The 18,055-nt window shown below is 64.0% G+C and carries 18 protein-coding genes; 4 read left to right on the top strand and 14 right to left on the bottom strand.

Annotated features, from left to right (window positions below):
* Positions 1–207: 207 nt before the first annotated feature.
* Positions 208–528 carry a hypothetical protein gene (locus B0T39_RS21240; protein WP_081550207.1) on the top strand — a complete coding sequence of 107 codons (321 nt, stop codon included), beginning with the start codon at positions 208–210 and terminating at the stop codon, positions 526–528.
* 216 nt (positions 529–744) lie between these two features.
* Here the strand turns inward: B0T39_RS21240 and B0T39_RS21235 are convergent, their stop codons facing one another.
* The 7 genes from B0T39_RS21235 to hemE all read right to left on the bottom strand — a co-directional run bounded on the left by B0T39_RS21235 (position 745) and on the right by hemE (position 8,364).
* Complete coding sequence (locus B0T39_RS21235; RefSeq protein WP_081550205.1) at positions 745–1,749, bottom strand: NAD(P)H-dependent glycerol-3-phosphate dehydrogenase; 1,005 nt, start codon at positions 1,747–1,749, stop codon at positions 745–747.
* Between the two features lie 9 nt (positions 1,750–1,758).
* Positions 1,759–2,202, bottom strand: coding sequence for an SH3 domain-containing protein (locus tag B0T39_RS21230; protein WP_081550203.1), 444 nt, complete (start codon positions 2,200–2,202; stop codon positions 1,759–1,761).
* A 13-nt stretch (positions 2,203–2,215) separates the two neighbouring features.
* Positions 2,216–2,668: a protein-export chaperone SecB gene (gene secB, locus B0T39_RS21225; RefSeq protein ID WP_081550201.1), complete on the bottom strand. Its 453-nt coding sequence runs from the start codon at positions 2,666–2,668 to the stop codon at positions 2,216–2,218.
* Between the two features lie 131 nt (positions 2,669–2,799).
* Positions 2,800–3,057, bottom strand: a complete 258-nt coding sequence (grxC, locus tag B0T39_RS21220) for a glutaredoxin 3 (protein WP_081550199.1) — start codon at positions 3,055–3,057, stop codon at positions 2,800–2,802.
* Between the two features lie 98 nt (positions 3,058–3,155).
* The gene (dacB, locus tag B0T39_RS21215) at positions 3,156–4,538 is read right to left on the bottom strand and encodes a D-alanyl-D-alanine carboxypeptidase/D-alanyl-D-alanine endopeptidase (RefSeq protein WP_254894622.1); all 1,383 of its coding nucleotides are present in this window, start codon (positions 4,536–4,538) and stop codon (positions 3,156–3,158) included.
* A 16-nt stretch (positions 4,539–4,554) separates the two neighbouring features.
* Positions 4,555–6,729, bottom strand: a complete 2,175-nt coding sequence (locus B0T39_RS21210) for a primosomal protein N' (RefSeq protein ID WP_081550194.1) — start codon at positions 6,727–6,729, stop codon at positions 4,555–4,557.
* A gap of 567 nt (positions 6,730–7,296) precedes the next feature.
* On the bottom strand, positions 7,297–8,364 hold the full coding sequence (gene hemE / locus B0T39_RS21205; protein ID WP_081550192.1) for a uroporphyrinogen decarboxylase: 1,068 nt from the start codon (positions 8,362–8,364) through the stop codon (positions 7,297–7,299).
* Between the two features lie 108 nt (positions 8,365–8,472).
* Here hemE and B0T39_RS21200 point away from each other — a divergent pair, with 108 nt between their 5' ends.
* A complete protein-coding gene (locus B0T39_RS21200) occupies positions 8,473–9,153 on the top strand; it encodes an ATP-binding protein (protein ID WP_081550190.1) in 681 nt (226 codons plus the stop codon).
* Here the strand turns inward: B0T39_RS21200 and B0T39_RS21195 are convergent.
* The 4 genes from B0T39_RS21195 to B0T39_RS21180 form a co-directional block, all read right to left on the bottom strand.
* Positions 9,141–9,986, bottom strand: a complete 846-nt coding sequence (locus B0T39_RS21195; protein ID WP_081550188.1) for a substrate-binding periplasmic protein — start codon at positions 9,984–9,986, stop codon at positions 9,141–9,143. The two genes, B0T39_RS21200 and B0T39_RS21195, sit on opposite strands and share 13 nt — an antisense overlap.
* 92 nt (positions 9,987–10,078) lie before the next feature.
* Entirely contained in the window at positions 10,079–10,594 is a 516-nt protein-coding gene (locus B0T39_RS21190; RefSeq protein ID WP_081550186.1) for a chromate transporter, read from the bottom strand.
* Positions 10,591–11,148, bottom strand: coding sequence for a chromate transporter (locus B0T39_RS21185; RefSeq protein WP_081550184.1), 558 nt, complete (start codon positions 11,146–11,148; stop codon positions 10,591–10,593). Before B0T39_RS21185 ends, B0T39_RS21190 begins: the two co-directional genes overlap by 4 nt.
* A 95-nt stretch (positions 11,149–11,243) precedes the next feature.
* Positions 11,244–12,122: a LysR family transcriptional regulator gene (locus B0T39_RS21180; protein WP_081550257.1), complete on the bottom strand. Its 879-nt coding sequence runs from the start codon at positions 12,120–12,122 to the stop codon at positions 11,244–11,246.
* Positions 12,123–12,228: 106 nt separating this feature from the next.
* On the opposite strand from B0T39_RS21180, the gene B0T39_RS21175 reads away from it, so the two are divergent.
* Complete coding sequence (locus B0T39_RS21175) at positions 12,229–12,828, top strand: short chain dehydrogenase (protein ID WP_081550182.1); 600 nt, start codon at positions 12,229–12,231, stop codon at positions 12,826–12,828.
* A 9-nt stretch (positions 12,829–12,837) separates the two neighbouring features.
* Here the strand turns inward: B0T39_RS21175 and B0T39_RS21170 are convergent, their stop codons facing one another.
* The 3 genes from B0T39_RS21170 to B0T39_RS21160 all read right to left on the bottom strand — a co-directional run bounded on the left by B0T39_RS21170 (position 12,838) and on the right by B0T39_RS21160 (position 16,280).
* Positions 12,838–13,554: a substrate-binding periplasmic protein gene (locus tag B0T39_RS21170; protein ID WP_081550180.1), complete on the bottom strand. Its 717-nt coding sequence runs from the start codon at positions 13,552–13,554 to the stop codon at positions 12,838–12,840.
* 117 nt (positions 13,555–13,671) lie between these two features.
* Positions 13,672–15,636 (bottom strand): DNA topoisomerase IV subunit B, encoded by a 1,965-nt coding sequence (gene parE / locus B0T39_RS21165; RefSeq protein WP_081550178.1) that lies wholly within the window; start codon positions 15,634–15,636, stop codon positions 13,672–13,674.
* 116 nt (positions 15,637–15,752) lie between these two features.
* Positions 15,753–16,280, bottom strand: coding sequence for an RNA pyrophosphohydrolase (locus B0T39_RS21160; RefSeq protein WP_019103838.1), 528 nt, complete (start codon positions 16,278–16,280; stop codon positions 15,753–15,755).
* Between the two features lie 198 nt (positions 16,281–16,478).
* Between B0T39_RS21160 and pssA the strand changes: the two genes are divergently transcribed.
* Positions 16,479–17,819, top strand: a complete 1,341-nt coding sequence (pssA, locus tag B0T39_RS21155) for a CDP-diacylglycerol--serine O-phosphatidyltransferase (protein ID WP_081550174.1) — start codon at positions 16,479–16,481, stop codon at positions 17,817–17,819.
* Positions 17,820–18,055: the final 236 nt, after the last annotated feature.

Below are 18,055 nucleotides of genomic sequence, written 5' to 3'. Positions count from 1 at the left end.
GCCGCGTGCCGCCTCATTCTGCGGCATTTGGGTGTAGCAGCTCATAAAGCCATAGCCTCGCCATAGTCCCCCGCCTTATCAAAGGCAGGCGCTGGCGGGGAGGCGCATTCGTGCGCCTGCCGGAGCTATGGCCGGTCTGCTACCCTCGTCATTCGCCTGCCGTACCCGCGTAGCAGCGAAGGCAGGCCCAGCCATAGGAGCCTTCCGATGACGCACCAAACCCGGCGCTATCGCGCCCTGCTGTCTCCCTCTCTTCCCCTGAATACGCTGCTCTCCGAATTGCGCCCGTTCAACAGTGTGGCGCCGGCCTCGCTGAAACGGCTGGAAAACCGGCTGTACGCCCGCGAGCAAAGCCTGCGCAGCGCCATACGCGATCTGCGCAAGGGCCACGAAAGCCTGTGCGCGGTATTGGCGCTGCTGGAGCAGGCCAAGGAACAGCCCTGCCCCTGCAATGTGCTGCATCTGACGCTGGAACCGGCGCAGCAGTGGTTGCAACACGGCCTGGACGCGCTGCAGGCGCAGCCTTGAAGGGATGGCTAGCCCCGACCTGAAAAACAAGCAAGGAGGCGCCAAGGAGAGCGCTACAGGCGTGGTCATATGCACCTATCGGAGTCGTCACCGCATGACAAGGCGGCTTTACACGAACAACAGGCGATAGCTATTCCCTGCCACCATAAAAAAACGGACCGCGCTCTTCTGAGCAACGGTCCGTTTTCTCATTCGGCCGGCGCCCCGGCAGATGCTTCAATGCAGCAGATCGCCCGCCTCCGACTTGGGCGAACGGCTCAGCAACTCCTGCACCACACGCTGCGGATCATGCCCCTGGTAGAGCAGGCCGCAGACCGCGGCGGTGATCGGCATGTCCACTTCCAGCCGTTCAGCCATGGTCAGCACTTCGCGAGCGGTGGCCACGCCTTCGGCTACGTGGCCCAGTTCCTGCAGCGCTTGCTGCAAGGGCTTGCCCTCGGCCAGTTTCAGGCCCACCTGACGGTTGCGCGACAGCGCTCCGGTGCAGGTGAGAATCAGATCGCCCATGCCGGCCAGGCCCATCATGGTCTGCTGGCTGGCGCCCAGCGCGGTGGCCAGGCGGGTGATTTCCGCCAGCCCGCGGGTGATCAGCGCGGCGCGGGCGTTCATGCCGTATTCCAGGCCATCGGCCACGCCGGTGGCGATGGCCATCACGTTCTTGACCGCGCCGCCCACTTCCACCCCCACCAGATCGGCGTTGGCGTACAGACGCAGCAGCGGGCTGTGCAGATCGCGCGCCACTTGCCAGGCGAAGGCTTCGTCGTCGGAGGCAACGGCCGCCGCCGCCGGCAAGCCCTGCGCCACTTCACGGGCGAAGCTGGGGCCGGACAACACGCCGCAGCGGTGGTTGGCCGGCAGCTCCTCCGCCACCACCTGGTGCGGCAACAAGCTGGAGCCGGCCTCAAAGCCCTTGCAGGCCCACAGCAACGGCGGCAGTTGCGAAGACAGCGCGGTCAGCGCCCGCAACGTAGGCCGCAAGCCGGCCATCGGCGTGACGATGAGGATGAGTTCGGCGTCGTGGATGGCGCGCGGCAGTTCCGCGGACAGCTTGAGCGCGTCCGGAAACGGGCAATCGGGAAGATAGCGCTGATTGACGCGCTTGGCGGCCAGTTCGGCCACCTGGTTGGCGTCGCGCGCCCAGAGCGTGACTTGATGGTGACGGGCGAAGGCGATGGCCAGGGCGGTGCCCCATGCGCCAGCGCCCAGGATGGCCAGTTTCATGCGTAGCCCTTACAAGCCCCAGAGGTCGGTAATACGAGCATAGCCGATGCTGCCGTCGCGGTGACGCACTTTGACCCAGCCGCCCTTGGGCGGCTCTTGCAGCTCCACCACGCCGTCCTTGGGCACGGTGTAGGCCAGCGGGCCGTCGTTGGCCGGCGCGGCGCGCACTTCCGCCTTGTCGGCGGTGATCAGCAGCCAGCGCTGCTTGGACAGCGCGGCGGCCGGAATCCAGGCGATGCCGCCGGTGGCGTCGCGCACGCGCGACCATTCTTTCTGACTGCTCAGCACTTCCACCGGGTAGTAGCGGCTCACCACGAACAATTTCTTCGAGGTGAGCGCCGGCGCCTCGTACAGCGCCACGCCGGTTTCCTTCACTGAGCGAAACTCAAGTGCGGCGGCGCTGTGGGCCAGCAGGCCCAGGCTCAGCGCCAGCGGATATACGAGGCGTTTCATTGCTTGCGTCGCCTCAGGCGTTGCCGGCTTCGGCCTGTTGCGCGCGTTGCTGCATGTACAGGGCTTCGAAGTTGATCGGCGACAGCAGCACCGGCGGGAAGCCGGCGCGGTTCACCACGCTGGACACGGCTTCGCGCGCGTAGGGGAACAGGATATTGGGGCAAGCCACGCCCAGGATGGGGTCGATGTCTTCGGTCGGCACGTTGCGGATCTGGAAGATGCCGGACTGGCCCACTTCGCACAGGAACATGGTTTTTTCCGGCAGCTTGGCGGTCACCGTCACGGTCAGGGTCACTTCGTAAAAACCGTCGTCCAGCTGTTTGCCTTCGCTGGCCAGCTGCATGTCGATTTCCGGCTGTTCTTGCTCCAGGAACACCTGCGGCGCGTTAGGCACTTCCAGGGACATGTCCTTCACATAGATTTTCTCGATGGAAAACGCCGGCTGCAGCTCTTGTTGTTCGCTCATCTCTTTGTCTCACACGGAGGCCGCTCGCAAGCGGCCGGTTTTTGAATGGTTAAAACAGGCCTGTATCATCGCACGAAAGCGGTTCAGGGCCAACCGCCCGCAAACGGGGGTTTGATCGCGGGCAAAACGGCTCAATCGGCCAGCAGCAGGTCCAGCTTGCCGGCCTGGTTCAGCGCCATCAGGTCGTCGCAGCCGCCGACGTGGGCATCGCCGATGAAGATTTGCGGCACGGTGCGGCGGCCGGTCAGATCCATCATCTTGTCGCGCTCGACCGGGTCCAGGTCGATGCGGATTTCCTTGATATCGGCCACGCCTTTGGCGGCGAGGATTTGCTTGGCGCGGATGCAGTAGGGGCACACCGCGGTGGTATACATGGTTACGGGTTTCATCGATGACTTTCGCGAAATCGGGCGCTCCGGCGAGGAGCGCGCAAAGCCCGATATTATACCGCCGCCGCGCGCGCCGAAACCGTCAATCCGCCATGTTCTTACTTGGAGGCCTCAAAGCGGTCGATCAGATCGGCGACGATCTGGTCCATCGCCCTGCCCATCTCCGGCGCGCGCGGGCTGTTGACGATCACCGTCAGCGCCAGCCGGCGGCCGTCCGCGCCCAGCCAGTAGCCGGCCAGCGCCTTCACGTCCTTCAAGGTACCGGTCTTCATCCTCAGCCGCGGCCCTTGTTCGGCGAAGCGCTTGCGCAAGGTGCCGTCCTCGCCGGCGATGGGCAGGCTGGCCAGGAATTCGCTGGCGTACGGTCCGCGCGCGGCGTTGAGCAGCACCTGCCCCATCAGCCGCGCGCTTACCCGCTCGCGGCGCGACAGGCCGGAACCGTTCTCCAACACCAGGGTTTCATCGGAAATGCCGTTGGCCGCCAACAGTCGCCGCACCGCGTGCTCGGCGTTGGCGCGGGTGTCTTCGCCGCCGCCGCTCTCCTTGCCCAGGGTCAGAAACAGGGTGCGCGCCATGGTGTTGTTGCTGTATTTGTTGATGTCGCTGATCGCCACGGTCAGCGGCTGCGAGTCGTGGCCGGCCAGTTCGCGCGCGCCGGCCGGCACTCGCCCCAGCCCCGCGCCCTTGGGTCCGGCCCCGCCCAGCGCCAGCCACAGGGCGGCGAAGTCCTGGCTGGCGAAGGCGTCGTGGTCCAACACGTTGACGAAGGTTTTGACGCCGTCGCAGCTGGGCGGCAAGGTGCCGCTGACGGTGACGGAACGCAAATCGTTGGCGATGCTGACGTAGCGGCGCACATCGGAACAGTCGTTCGGGCCGCCCTGCCCGCCGGCCTGAAGCTTGGCGTTGACGCTGACGCCGGCCAGCGGCGGGTCCAGCGCCACGCGCGCACCGCCGGCGTCAACGTAAAAGTTGAGCCAGGCCACTTTCAGATTGGTCAGGTGGCTGTCCGGCTCCACTGTGAAGGCGCGACCGGCGTCTTCGTCAAAATCGTGGGCGCTGGACACGCCCTTGAACGCGCTCTTGTCCAACACCAGCTTGCCGTCTATCCGTTGCACGCCGCGCAGCCGCAGGCCGTACAGCAGATTGAGCAGGCTGTCGTTGTTGAAACGCGGATCGCCGGCGCCCAGCCAGTACAGATCGCCTTGCAGCGCGCCGTCGCGCACCGGCGCGGCGGACCACAACCCGGTATGCCAGCGGTAGCCGGGCTTGAGCAGGTTCAGCGCGCTCCAGCTGGTGATCAGCTTCATGGTAGAGGCCGGATTGACCGCGCTGTCCGCGCGATGGCCGGTCAGCTCCTTGCCGCTTTCCACCGGCGCGGCCCAGACGGCCACCTCCTCCGGCTTGAGGCCGTGCAGGTCCAACGCGCGGGCCTGCAACGCCGGCAACAGCAGACAAGCCGCCATCAGGATTTGTTTCTTCATTGCTTTCATTTGGCGATCACATGTCTTGTGGATCCACGTCCAGCGACCAGCGCAGGCCGCGTCCATGGCGTTTGGCCGCTGCTTCCACCTGCGGCAGCAATTGATTCAAAAATCCGTGCAGCGCCTGCCGTTGCGGGGACTCCAGCACCAGCTGTGCGCGTTCGCGATTAGCCAAGCGCGCCATCAGCGCCGGCGCCGGGCCGGCGATCAACACCTGCTCGGCCAGCGGCTCGGCCAGCCGCCGCACTTCGGCCAGGAAGGCGGTGGCCAATTCCAGGCTGGGGCTGTCGGCGCGCAGCATCGCCTGGTAGGCGCAGGGCGGAAAACCGGCGATACGCCGCTCGTCCAACAGGGCCTTGGCGTAGCCGTCGAAATCGTGACGCGTCAGCGCCTGGTATAGCTCATGATCCGGCCACTGGGTCTGGATCAACACCTCGCCGGCGGCCTCGGCGCGGCCTGCCCGGCCCGCCACTTGCATCAGTTGCGCGAACAACCGCTCGGAGGCGCGGAAATCCGCGGAATACAGGCCGCCGTCCGCGCCCAGCGCCACCACCAGCGACAGAGTGCCGAAGTCGTGGCCCTTGGCCAGCATCTGGGTGCCCACCAGCATGTCCACCTCGCCGGCGTGAACCTTGCGATAGATCTCGTCCCACGCTTCCTTGCGGCTGGTGGTGTCGCGGTCTATGCGCAGAATACGCGCCTCGGGAAACAAACGCGTCAGCGCGGACTCCAGCCGCTGGGTGCCTTCGCCCAGCGGTTTAATGTCTGGATTGCCGCAATCCGGGCAGGCGCGCGGCACCGCCTCTTCCCAACCGCAATGGTGGCAGCGCAGCTTGCGCTCCAACAGGTGCACCACCAACTTAGCGGAACAGCGCGGGCAGCCGCTGGTCCAGCCGCAATCAGTACAGGCCACCACCGGCGCGAAGCCGCGGCGGTTGATGAACACCAAGCTCATCTCGCCGCGCGCCAGGCGCTGGCGCAGCGCCTGGATCACGGGCTCGGACAAGCCTTCCGCCAGTTTTTGCCGCCTCACGTCGACCAGCCTCACATCCGGCAACCGCGCCGCGCCGTGCGCGCGCCGGCTCAGCGCCAAACGACGATAGCGGCCGGCTTCGACATTGGCCACGGTCTCCAGGCTGGGCGTGGCCGAGCCCAACAGAATGGGCACGCCAGCCTGGCGCGCGCGCCAGATCGCCAGATCGCGCGCATGGTAGCGCAAGCCGTCCTGCTGCTTGAACGAGCCGTCGTGCTCTTCGTCCACCACGATCAGACCCAGGCGCGGCAACGGCGTGAATACCGACAAGCGGGTGCCTATCATCACGTCGGCGCGCCCCTGCCAGCCGTCCAGCCAGCCCCTCAGGCGCTCGCCGTCGGCCAGGTGGCTGTGCTGCACCGCGATGCGGCTGTCCGGAAAGCGTTGGGTAAAGCGCGTGATCAACTGCGGGGTCAGATTGATTTCCGGCACCAGCACCAACACTTGACGGCCGGCGGCCAGATGATCTGCGATCAGCCGCAGATAGACTTCGGTCTTGCCGCTGCCGGTAATGCCGTGCAGCAGCCAGGGCTGATAGCCAGCCTGGCCGCGCAAGGCATCCAGCGCGGCTTGTTGCTCTTCGTTCAATTCAGGGCTGTCCGCCACCCGCAAAGGAACGGGCTCCAGCTCCACGCGGCGGACCTTGTTGTCCGCCAGCCAATCCGCCAACACCTTGCCGGCCTGCGGCGTCACCGCCTTGGCCGCGGCCAGCGTCAACGCGCCGTCCTGCAAAGCCTGCCACAGCGCCAAGCGGGCGCGCTGGCGAGCCGGCGGCGCCTCCGCTTCGCCTTCTGGCGTCAGCGCATATGGACGCTCATCCGGCAAAACGATGTCCCGGGGCTCGCGCAGCCCGGTGGGCAGAGCGGTGAACAGCGCCTGCCCCAAGGGATGGTGGTAATAATCCGCGGCAAAGCGAACCAGGGCCATGAAGTCTTCCGGCAGCGGCGGCAGCCCGGACAGCACGGACTCCACCGGCTTGAGCTTGGCGGGATCGATACCCTGTTGAGGCATATCCGTGACAACCACGCCACACAGCCGGCGGGGACCAAAGGAAACCGCCACTCTTTGCCCGGCCATGACAGACAACTGGGTCAGGTAACTGAACGTACCTGGCAGCGGCACATCCACGGCCACTTGTACGATGCTTTGCTGCCCCATCCGGCGCGCCCCCGAAGACAAATGCTGTTGTGACAAGGCTTTGCGGCCTCTGTGCACAGATGCTGTGGATAACTTTGTGAACAAGCTGCCGGTCCAAGGTTGAAACGGCCTCAGATCAGCGTTTCCGTTAGATTGCGCAAAAATTAATCAATTATTTTTCTCTTTATTTTCAAAGACTTAAATTGATCAAAAAAACATGAGCAGTCGGCTTGACAAGGCACTGAACTCTGACTAGCAAATGTGCATAACTCAGAGAACGACTATGGTTCGCCTTGTCAATATCCTTATTCATCACAGTGTAAAAATACAATCCGGCCGCAGGAGAGCCATTGGCCGGACAAGTTAGGATACCCCGACGACGCGCGAACGGCCCCAAGAGAAAAGTTAAGTTTTCTGTTGAAAAAACAAATCCTTTTCCGCTGGCCGCGCTAACAACAGCTTGATGTCGGATTTAGACACTGATAAAGCCGGCTTTAATGCCCGCCGGCCCGCGCCAACTTGGTGCGTTCGCCAAAGGGAATCGCGTCGGGCCGACAGAAATATGCCGTTGAACTTAAAACCGGTTTGTCAGCCTGCGGCGTGGTAGGGACGGGACAAGCGATGCACCGCCTCCACCAAGGCTCCGGCATGCTCCGGCTTGACATGTTGCGAGATGCCGTGGCCCAAGTTGAAGACATGGCCGCTGCCGGCGCCGTAGCTAGCCAGGATACGGGCCACTTCGCGCTCAATGGCGGCCGGCTCGGCGAACAAAGCGTTGGGGTCGAAATTACCCTGCAAGGCCACCTTGTCGCCCACCCGCGCGCGCGCGGCGCCCAAATCCGTGGTCCAGTCCAGGCCCACGCAGTCGGCGCCGATGGCTGCGATTTCCTCCAGCCACTGGCCACCGCCCTTGGTGAACACGATCACCGGCACGCGGCGGCCGTCGGCTTCGCGCTTCAGGCCAGCGACAATTTGGCGCATATAGGCCAGCGAGAACTCGCGATAGGCCGCCTGGGTCAGCGCGCCGCCCCAAGTGTCGAAGATCTGCACCGCCTGCGCGCCGGCGTCGATCTGGGCGTTCAGGTAGTCGATCACAGTGCGGGCATTCACGTCCAGGATGTGGTGCAGTAATTCCGGACGGCTGTAGAGCATGGCTTTGACGTGACGGAAATCGTCGGAGCCGCCGCCTTCAATCATGTAGCAGGCCAAGGTGAACGGGCTGCCGGAGAAGCCGATCAGCGGCACGCGGCCGTCCAGCACCTTGCGGATGCTGGACACCGCGTCGAAGACATAGCTCAGCTTGTCCAGCGCCGGCACCGCCAGCGCGCGGACGGCGGCCTCGTCGCGCAGCGGACGCTCGAACTTGGGCCCCTCGCCGTCCGCGAAGTACAGCCCCAGGCCCATGGCGTCCGGCACGGTCAGGATGTCGGAAAACAGGATGGCGGCGTCCAGCGGGAAACGCTCCAGCGGCTGCAGCGTCACCTCGGTGGCGTAGTCGGGACTGGTGCACAAACCCATGAAACTGCCGGCCCGGCTGCGGGTGGCGCGGTACTCCGGCAAATAGCGGCCGGCCTGGCGCATCATCCAGATCGGAGTGTATTCGACGGGCTGGCCAAGCAGCGCGCGCAGGAAGGTATCGTTCTTGAGCTGGGTCATGCGGCAATCAGTCCTGAGAGGCGAAAAAATAGACCGTCATTATACCCGAGTCCCCCGGCTCAGTCCCCCCGCTTGGCGGCTCGCCTCCGCGCGGCTAAGCTGTACGCCATGAAGAAAACCGTTCTCTTGTCCTGGAGCAGCGGCAAGGACAGCGCTTGGGCGCTGCACGTGCTGCGCCGGGATCCCGACGTTGAAGTCGTCGGACTGTTCACCACCGTCAATCAGGCTTTCCAGCGCGTGGCCATGCACGCGGTGCGGGTGGAGTTGCTGCAGGCGCAGGCGGCGGCGCTGGGCTTGCCGTTGCGCCAGGTGACCATCCCCTACCCTTGCAGCAACAAGGATTACGCCAGCCGGATGGCGGACTTCGTCAGCGCCTGCCGCGCCGACGGCGTCAGTCATATGGCCTTCGGCGATCTATTTCTGGAAGATGTGCGCGCCTACCGAGAGCAGAATCTAGCCGGCAGCGGCATTGCGCCGCTATTCCCGTTGTGGGGCCTGCCCACCGCGGAACTGGCGCAAACCATGCTGCGCAGCGGGCTCAAAGCCAGGCTGACCTGCCTGGACCCGCGCAAGTTGCCCCGCGACCTGGCCGGCAGCGAGTTTGGTCAGGCATTGCTGGACGCGCTGCCGCCGGACGCCGACCCTTGCGGCGAATACGGCGAGTTCCACTCCTTCGTCTGGGACGGCCCGATGTTCCTGCGACCGGTGCCGCATGCAGTGGGCGAAACGGTGGAGCGAGACGGCTTTGTATTTACCGATCTGCTGCCGCAGGACCCTCAGCGCGGATAGAACCACAGCTCCTTCCGCTTCAGCGGCGCCTCCTTGGGCAACAAGGGATTGGGCAGCTCTATGATGCGCCGCTGCGCCAGGTTCAAGGCGCGTAGGCGAGGCCCGTTGAAACGCATGAACAGCTTGTCAAAGCTACCGTCCTTAACCGCGGCCTCCAGGCCCTGGGTCAGCGCCCGGGCCAGCTCCGGCCGGCGCGGCGACACAAAGAAATAAAAGACCGCCGGATAGTGCAACACAATGAAAGGATCCAGCATCAGGCCCTTGGCGACGTCTGACTCCAGTTCCTGACCCACCTCGATCACGCTGCGCGGGAAATAGTCGAAGCGCCCCTGTCGCAGCATGGCGAACAGCGGCAAATACAAAGGGCTCGCCACCACCGGCAAACCCGCGTCGCGCAGAATCTGCGTATCCGGCCAATCCTGCCCCTGCCCTGCGCTCAGCGTCTTCAGATCCGCCAAGGTGAAAACCTTCTCAAACAACCGGCCGCGCTTTTGTGGCACCAGCGGCACTCGCCAGCCAATCAAGCCCTTGTACAAAGGAATTCGCACCGGCAGGGCCTTCTGTTCGCGCTCGCGGCTGCTCATGCCCCAGAACAGATCCACGCCGGCATTGCCGTGCGCCATCTGCTCCAGCGCCCTCCCCTGATTCATGTCCAGCGCGCTGCTCAGTTCGCAACTGAATTTGACCTCGCTGCACGCCAGTTGCAGCAAAGCCTGCATATAAGGCAAATGGGGGTCTTGCTCTCCGGACACCAGCGCGTAGCGGATCGACAAAGTTTGCCCCAACGCCGGCAGCGCCAGAACGCACAGCAGCAGCATCAAGATTCGCATCATGCGGGTCCTCCCGAGAAAACCCTGTTCATTATGGCCACCGCGTAGAGCCTGTTCACAATCTCGCTAACTAAAGCGAGACTTTGAACGCAATCCTAGAGCAACCCCAAACCGCCTAGCAAAGCGCCGGCCGACAATAGCCACAAGGGATTGATCGCAGTGCGCCACGCCGTCAGCGCCACCGCGCCGCACAGTAGCCAGGCGCCCGCGTCGGCATTGGCCGCCTGGCTCAACAGCCAGGCGCTGGCCGCCACCAGCCCTATGGTCAGCGGCGCCAGTCCCCGCTGGATTGCCCGGGTCAACGGCGCCTGCTGATAACGCTGCCACCAGCGCGCCACGTAAAAACTGAGTACCGACGACGGGCCGCAGATACCCACCATGCTGACCAGCGCGCCCGGCACCCCGGCCACCTGCCAGCCGATCAGACAGACTACCAACACATTGGGGCCGGGCGCGGCCTGAGCGATGGCGAACAGCGCGGCGAACTCGCGCGCGTTCATCCAGCCCTGCTCCACTACCAGGCGCTGCAGCTCGGGTATCAGCACATTGGCGCCGCCCACCGCCACCAGCGACAGCATGGAAAACTGCCACAACAGCACCAGCAGAATCATGAGTCCTCCTTCGGTCTGTCTCGCCAGGCCAGCCCGATGGCGATGGGCGCCAGCAAGGCCAGCGACCACAGCAAGGGCAGTTGCAGAACGCCCAGCGCGCAGAAGGTCAGCGCCGCCACCAGCGCGCACCACAGCTTGCGCTCAATACGCGCCAGCAAGCGCAGCCCCATCGCCGCGATCAGGCCGGCGGCGGCAGAGGCCAGGCCATGCAGCACATTCTGCACCAGCGGCAGCTGCCGGTAATGGCCGTAGAAGGAAGCCAACAACAGCACGATGACCATGGGCGCCAGCAACAGGCCGGCGATGGCGGCCAAGGCTCCGCTCACGCCGTGAAAGCGGCTGCCCACCGCCACCGCGACATTGACGATATTGGGGCCGGGCAGCACTTGGCCCAAGCCCAGCACCACGGCGAAGTCGGCCTCGCTCAGCCAGCGGCGGCGCAGCACCATCATCCGGTGCGCCTGCGGCAATACGCCGCCGAAACCGGTCAGCCCGATAGAGAAAAAGCCGGCGAACAAATCACGCCGACTGGGCGTCCGCATATCCGGTTCCATGCCCTTTCCTCTCTCCAAATCATCCACGCGTCCACGCTACGCCGATGCGCGCCGCCGCTCAAACGAAAATCGCTGACAGGCCCTGTCAATAAAACTCACAGCGCGCCCAGGCGCTCCAGAATGAAGTCGATGAACACACGCAACTTGGGCAAAGGCCGGCGGTCCTGCAGATAAATCAAATGCATGGGCTTGGGCGGCGGCAAACAGCCCGGCAACACCTCCACCAGCCGGCCGGCGGCCACATCGTCGCCCAGCAAGGCCTCGGCTTGCAGCACGATGCCGCCGCCGGCCAGCGCCACCATGCGTAGCGCCTGGCCGTGATTAGACTGAAAGCGGCTGGCGCGGGCCCACTCGCCGGCCCCCAGCAACTCCCAGCCATCGTCCTTGCGCCACAGCGAGAAACCCAGGCAATCATGCGCGGCCAGATCCGCCGGCGCGCGCGGCACGCCCTTGCGCGCCAGATAGGCGGGCGCTGCCGCCACCATCATCCGATAGGGCTGCAAGGGCCGCGCCACCAGGCCGGAGTCCGGCAGCCGGCCGATGCGAAAAGCGGCGTCGTAGCCGTCGGCCACCAAGTCGACCAGCTCGTCGGACAAACTCAGGTCCACGGTGATGTCCGGATAAGTTTGCATGAACTCGGCCAGCAGACCGGCCAGCCGCAGAGAGCCGAAAGTCACCGAGGCGTTGACGCGCAGCACGCCGCGCGGCGCGCCGCTGATCAGTTCGGCCCCGCTTTCCGCCGCGCGGATTTCCGCCAGAATGGACTGGCAGCGCTGGAAATAGTGCGAGCCCAATTCGGTCAGTTGCTGGCGGCGGGTGGTGCGCGCCAGCAGCCGGCCGCCCAGCCGCCGCTCCAGGCTGGCGATATGCTTGCCCACCATGGGCTGGGACAAACCATGCGCCTCCGCCGCCGCGGTGAAGCTGCCGCGCTCCACCACCGCCACGAACAGCTCCATGCTCAATAGGCGATCCATGCCATTCATAACCCATAGTTTTCAATCTTGTTCATCTTAGCGGATTAATCAATGTTCCGCGCGGGCGCAAAATGACCGGGTCTTGTACTTGTCCGGGAGATTCCCCATGAAAAAAATTCTCATCGTCGGCGCCCACGGCACGCTGGGCCAGGCCATCAGCCAGGCGCTGTCCCATCATCAGCTGATCAAGGCCGGCAGCCGCCGCGGCGACGCGCTGGTGGACCTGACCGACGGCGACAGCATTCGCGCTCTGTTCGAACGCATAGGCAAGGTGGACGCCATCATCAGCGCCACCGGCAAACTGCATTTCGGCCCCCTGGCGGAAATGAGCGCCGATCAGTTCCGCGTCGGCCTCAAGGACAAGCTGATGGGCCAGGTGGAACTGGCCTTGATCGGCCAGCACTACCTGAACGCCGGCGGCTCCATCACACTCACCAGCGGCATCGTCAGCGAGCAGCCCATCCGCTTCGGCAGCAACGCCAGCGCGGTGAACTCGGCGCTGGAAGGCTTTGTCCGCGGCGCGGCGGCGGAGCTGGATGGCGGACGCCGCATCAATGTGGTCAGCCCCAACGTGTTGCAGGAGTCCTGGGAACAGTACCGGGACTTCTTCCCCGGTTTCGAAGCGGTGCCGGCAGCGCGCGCGGCCCTAGCCTATGTGCGCAGCGTGGAAGGCGTGCAGACCGGTCAAACGCTGCGCGTCTGGTGAGTCCCTGTCTCAATCGTAAATCGTCAGCAAGCCGGCCATCTCGCGCTTGCCGGCGACGGACAGACAAGCGGCCTTCAATTTGCCCAACATGACGGCGTCGCGCGCCAGCTCGCTGCGTTTGGATACGTAGAGCGCCATTGGCTCGTCGCCATGCACGTATTCGGCCAGATTGGGCAGGCCCCCGCCCATTTGCCTCTGCGCGTGGCCGCAGCCTGGACGCACGCACATCATCGCGTCCAGCCTGCCGGCTTGCAGCATGCGAAACCCCTGCGGCATGTCCGACACCTCCACCGGCGTCGCACCGCTTTCGGCGATAAAACCGTCCAAGGTGTGGGTACCGCGCAAAACGCCCAGGCTGCGCTGGCGGAACCAAGACGGGCCGATGGGCGACACCAGGCCGCGGCGATGGTAGAGCACGGAAATGCGGATCGACACTGGCCGGCACAGCTCCACGGCAAAACGCGCGCGCTCCGGCGAGGCTGTCACCAGCGCCAGCGCGTTGCGCCCATTTCTCAACTCCTCTATCGTGCGCGGCAGCGGTCGGACATACTGAGTCAGCGTCAGTCCCGCCTGCTTCGCCACGAAGCGGATGAAACGCGGCGCCAGGCCGTCCTGGCTCGCGCCGTCGCCCCAGGGACCGATGTCCTGGCTGGAGGAGTGATAGCCGGCAGCCAGCGCGGGCAGCGCCAGCCACCCCGCCAACAGCCCTCGCCATCGCTTGGCCATGCCATTCCCCTTGATTGAGACACCACGCCTAACCTTACTATAGCCCGCAATGAAAAAGCCCCCGCAAGCAAGACTTGCGGGGGCTTCCCGTCCTTTCTGAACAAGCGGCGTGGCTGCTCAGATATCGGCCTCTACTGCGTTGCCATTGGCTTCCATCCAGCTGCGGCGGCTGGACGCCTCCCCCTTGCCCATCAGCATGACGAAAGTGGACAGCGTCTGCTCCAGCTCGCCGGTGCGCACCCTCACCTGGGACAAGCGGCGGGTATCTGGATTCATCGTAGTGTCCTTCAACTGTTCCGGGTTCATCTCGCCCAGGCCCTTGAAGCGGGAAATGCTCCAGGCGTTCTCACGCACGCCTTCGCTGCGCAGCCGGTCCAGAATGGCGGTCATCTCGCCTTCGTCCAAGGCGTACAGCTTGCGCGGCGGGCGGTGCTTGCCCTGGCCCGGCACATCCACGCGGAACAGCGGCGGCTGGGCCACGTAGATGTTGCCGTTCTCGATCAAACGGGGGAAGTGGCGGAAGAACAGCGTCAGCAACAGCACCTGGATATGGGAACCGTCCACGTCCGCGTCGGACAGGATGGCGATCTTGCCGTAGCGCTGGCCGGACAGGTCCGGGTGATCGCTGGGCCCGTGCGGATCCACGCCGATGGCCACCGAAATATCGTGAATCTCGGCATTGGAGAACAGCTGGTCCTTGTCGGTTTCCCAGCTATTGAGCACCTTTCCGCGCAGGGGCAAGATGGCCTGGTACTCCTTGTCTCGCGCCAGCTTGGCCGAGCCTCCGGCGGAATCGCCCTCCACCAGGAACAGCTCGTTGCGGTCGATATCCTCGCTCTCGCAATCGGTCAGCTTGCCGGGCAGCACGGCCACGCCGGAGCCCTTCTTCTTCTCCACCTTCTTCACCGACTTCAGGCGCGACTGCGCCTGACGGATGGCCAACTCGGCGATCTTCTTGCCGGACTCCACGTTCTGGTTCAGCCACAGCTCCACCGGATCGCGCGCCAGGCCGGAAATCAGCTTCAACGCGTCGCGGCTGGTCAGCTTGTCCTTGGTTTGCCCCTGGAACTGCGGGTCCAGCACCCGGGCGGACAATACGAAGCGCACGCGGCTCCACACATCCTCCGCCATCAGCTTGACGCCGCGCGGCAGCAAGTTGTGGTGATCGATGAAGCTCTTCACCGCGTCGAACACGCCAGCGCGCAAACCGGCCTCATGGGTGCCGCCCACCGGCGTCGGAATCAAGTTGACGTAACTCTCGCCGCTGGCGCCGTCCTCGAACCAGGCCATCGCCCACTGTACGCCCTCGCCCTTGGCGAACTGCTCGTGATCGTCGCCGATATAGGCCTCTCCGGCGAACAAGGGCGCCACCGGCTCGTCGCCGTTGCACAACTCGGCCAGATAGCTCTTCAAGCCCTCCGGGTATTGCCAGACTTTGACCTCATCGCCGCTGGGGCGCTCCACCACCAGGGTGACCGCGACGCCGGGCAGCAGCACCGCCTTGGCGCGCAGCAAGCGTTCCAGCTCCGGCAAGGAGTAACGAGGGCTTTCAAAGTACTTGCCATCGGGCCATACCTTGACCCGAGTGCCGCTTGTGCGTGGGCCGCAATCCGCCACCCGGGCCAAAGGCTCAATAACGTCGCCGCCGGAAAACACCAGGCGGTGCACGCCGCCTTCGCGCTTGACCTCCACCTCCAGCCGGGTGGACAACGCATTGGTTACCGACACGCCCACCCCGTGCAGGCCTCCGGAAAAGGCGTAAGCGCCGCCGTCTTTCTTGTTGAACTTGCCACCGGCGTGCAGCCGGGTGAACACCAATTCCACTACCGGCACGCCTTCCTGCGGATGCAGGCCCACCGGAATGCCGCGGCCGTCGTCTTCCACCGACAGCGAACCGTCCTGATGCACCGTCACCGCGATCTTGCGCGCAAAGCCGCCTAGCGCCTCATCGGCGGCGTTGTCTATCACTTCCTGGCAAATATGGGTGGGGTCGGTGGTGCGGGTATACATCCCCGGCCGTTCCTTGACCGGCTCCAAGCCTTTCAGTACCCGTACCGACGACTCATCGTATTGTTGCGTCATATTTGAATCTTGTTGCTCAGCAAATTACGCCAAACGCCGCGGCCAGGGCCACGGCGCAAAAAAAGACAGCGGGCCAGGCCCGCCGTGTCGCTTCGAGGCGCGCAGACGGCGCCGCATCAATGCGGCTCCTGGGCGCGGCCAAGCCGGGCCAGATAGGCCTCCCGGCTTTCCACTCCGCGCAGGAAGCGCGACAGCTCGGCCAACGCGCGCTCGTACACCTCGCGCTTGAACTCGATCACCGCATCCACCGGCGCCCAATACTCGTTCCAGCGCCAGCCGTCAAACTCGGGGTGGCTGCTGGCGCGCAGGCAAACGTCGCACTCGCGCCCCACCAGCTTCAGTAGGAACCAAATCTGCTTCTGCCCCTTGTAACTGCCGCGCCACTCCCGGCGCACCCAATTGGTCGGCACCTCGTAACGCATCCAGTCGCGGGTGCGTCCCAGTATTTTCACATGTTGCGGCAGCAAACCCACCTCTTCCAGCAGCTCGCGATACATCGCGGCCTCCGGACTCTCGCCAGGCTTGATTCCGCCTTGCGGAAACTGCCAAGAATGCTCCCGCACTCGCTTGCCCCAGAACACCTCATTTTTACCATTGATGAGGATGATTCCGACATTGGGGCGGTATCCGTCCCGGTCCAGCATTGGAAAACCTGCAATTCATCTAGTTGAACGAATTTTTGCACATTTCGCTCCGCCTTGCCATGGACTCTATCGCCGGCCTCGCCAAGCTTAGACTTCGTCCGGAACTGCGCTGGCGCAAGGATTGCGCAGGCGCGGACTCCCCCAAGAGGCGAAAACGATGCTACGATTCCACGATTAAACGTCAAACCCAACGCTTACATGGCATTTCTGCTAAAAAGATCGTTGCTGGCTCAGCTTCCCAAGCTGCGCATGCAAGCCGACGCCATCACCACCCTGCATCAGACAGCCGACTTCCGCCTTTGCCTGCTGGAGGCGATCGCGCAGGCCCGGCACCGCGTCTATATCGTCGCGCTCTATCTGGAGCACGACGAAGCCGGCCAGGAAGTGCTGGACGCGCTGTTCACCGCCAAACAGCGGCAGCCGCAACTGGATATCCGCATCATGGTGGACTGGCACCGCGCCCAGCGCGGGCGCATCGGCGAAAGCCAGGACAGTTGCAACGCCGCCTGGTACCGGGCCCAGGCGCTGCGGCACAACGTTGACGTGCCCATCTACGGCATCCCGGTGCAAACCCGCGAACTATTCGGCGTGCTGCATCTTAAAGGTCTGATTGTTGACGACCAGGTGCTGTACAGCGGCGCCAGCATCAACAATGTCTACTTGCACAAGCTGGACAAGTACCGTTTCGACCGCTACCACCTGATCCGCAATCAGGCGCTGGCGGATGTGATGTCCAGCTATATGCACGAGCAGTTCTTCAACGACCCAGCGGTATTCCGGCTGGACAAACCGGCGCCGGCCACGCGCAGCATACGCAAGGAAATCCGCGCCTTCCGCGACAAGATCAGCCATAGCCAATACCGGATTGACAACCAGATTGGCGCGGAAGACGGACTGGCCATCAGCCCGATTGTCGGCATCGGCAAGGGCAACACGCTCAACCGGGTGATTCTGGAACTGATTGCAAATACCCGCAGTTCGCTGTTCATCTGCACCCCCTATTTCAACTTTCCGCGGCCGGTAGTGCTTGCCATCAGCAAGGCGCTGCGCCGTGGCGTGCAAATCGACATCGTCGTCGGCGATAAAACTGCCAATGACTTCTACATTCCGCCCAGCGAGCCCTTCCGTGTCATCGGCGCGCTGCCCTATCTCTACGAAATGAACTTGCGTCGCTTCGCCAAGCGCCAACGCCACTACATCGGTGTCGGCCAGCTGCGAGTGCACCAGTGGAAAGACGGCGACAACACCTATCACCTCAAAGGCATGTTCAGCGACCAGCGCCACATGCTGCTGACCGGCAACAATCTCAATCCGCGCGCCTTCCGCCTGGACATGGAGAACGCGTTGCTGATCAGCGATCCCAACGCCGAGCTTAAGCACCAGAACCTGCAAGAACAGGAAAACATCTTGCGTCACAGCCGACAGTTGCTGCATTACCGCGAGCTGGAAGACGTGCGCACCTATCCCGAACAAATCAAAAAACTATTGACCCGCCTGAGCCGCGTGCGCATCGACCGCATGCTAAACCTGATGCTGTAAACGGTTCAAGGCCCGCTAAAACGCTGCCGTTCCCCGCCGGCATCGGCCCATATGCTAAAAAGATGAAAACGCTTAGCAAAACATGGAGCCCCCGATGCCGGCCATCAAGTGATCTTCCCCCTCCAGCCATACCAGCGATAAGGAGAGAAGTCCTAGGTTTGCATGGTAGTGGTACTGCTTGATAGTTCGGTGGTCCGCTGCTGGCGATAGCGTGCCGCAAACACTGCTGGTGGTAT

It is taken from the genome of Chromobacterium haemolyticum (assembly GCF_002081825.1).
GTDB classification, from domain to species: Bacteria; Pseudomonadota; Gammaproteobacteria; order Burkholderiales; family Chromobacteriaceae; genus Chromobacterium; species Chromobacterium fluminis.
This window is presented reverse-complemented; position numbering and strand designations above follow the sequence as displayed.

Excerpts from the sequence above, each read along its gene's own strand:
- hemE (WP_081550192.1), bottom strand. The coding sequence starts at position 8,364 with ATGACCCAGCTCAAGAACGATACCTTCCTGCGCGCGCTGCTTGGCCAG.
- B0T39_RS21190 (WP_081550186.1), bottom strand. The coding sequence starts at position 10,594 with ATGATTCTGCTGGTGCTGTTGTGGCAGTTTTCCATGCTGTCGCTGGTG.
- B0T39_RS21185 (WP_081550184.1), bottom strand. The coding sequence starts at position 11,148 with ATGGAACCGGATATGCGGACGCCCAGTCGGCGTGATTTGTTCGCCGGC.
- B0T39_RS21175 (WP_081550182.1), top strand. The coding sequence starts at position 12,229 with ATGAAAAAAATTCTCATCGTCGGCGCCCACGGCACGCTGGGCCAGGCC.
- parE (WP_081550178.1), bottom strand. The coding sequence starts at position 15,636 with ATGACGCAACAATACGATGAGTCGTCGGTACGGGTACTGAAAGGCTTG.
- B0T39_RS21180 (WP_081550257.1), bottom strand. The coding sequence starts at position 12,122 with ATGGATCGCCTATTGAGCATGGAGCTGTTCGTGGCGGTGGTGGAGCGC.
- B0T39_RS21240 (WP_081550207.1), top strand. The coding sequence starts at position 208 with ATGACGCACCAAACCCGGCGCTATCGCGCCCTGCTGTCTCCCTCTCTT.
- B0T39_RS21195 (WP_081550188.1), bottom strand. The coding sequence starts at position 9,986 with ATGATGCGAATCTTGATGCTGCTGCTGTGCGTTCTGGCGCTGCCGGCG.
- B0T39_RS21160 (WP_019103838.1), bottom strand. The coding sequence starts at position 16,280 with ATGCTGGACCGGGACGGATACCGCCCCAATGTCGGAATCATCCTCATC.
- B0T39_RS21235 (WP_081550205.1), bottom strand. The coding sequence starts at position 1,749 with ATGAAACTGGCCATCCTGGGCGCTGGCGCATGGGGCACCGCCCTGGCC.
- dacB (WP_254894622.1), bottom strand. The coding sequence starts at position 4,538 with ATGAAGAAACAAATCCTGATGGCGGCTTGTCTGCTGTTGCCGGCGTTG.
- grxC (WP_081550199.1), bottom strand. The coding sequence starts at position 3,057 with ATGAAACCCGTAACCATGTATACCACCGCGGTGTGCCCCTACTGCATC.
- B0T39_RS21230 (WP_081550203.1), bottom strand. The coding sequence starts at position 2,202 with ATGAAACGCCTCGTATATCCGCTGGCGCTGAGCCTGGGCCTGCTGGCC.
- B0T39_RS21200 (WP_081550190.1), top strand. The coding sequence starts at position 8,473 with ATGAAGAAAACCGTTCTCTTGTCCTGGAGCAGCGGCAAGGACAGCGCT.
- pssA (WP_081550174.1), top strand. The coding sequence starts at position 16,479 with ATGGCATTTCTGCTAAAAAGATCGTTGCTGGCTCAGCTTCCCAAGCTG.
- B0T39_RS21210 (WP_081550194.1), bottom strand. The coding sequence starts at position 6,729 with ATGGGGCAGCAAAGCATCGTACAAGTGGCCGTGGATGTGCCGCTGCCA.
- secB (WP_081550201.1), bottom strand. The coding sequence starts at position 2,668 with ATGAGCGAACAACAAGAGCTGCAGCCGGCGTTTTCCATCGAGAAAATC.
- B0T39_RS21170 (WP_081550180.1), bottom strand. The coding sequence starts at position 13,554 with ATGGCCAAGCGATGGCGAGGGCTGTTGGCGGGGTGGCTGGCGCTGCCC.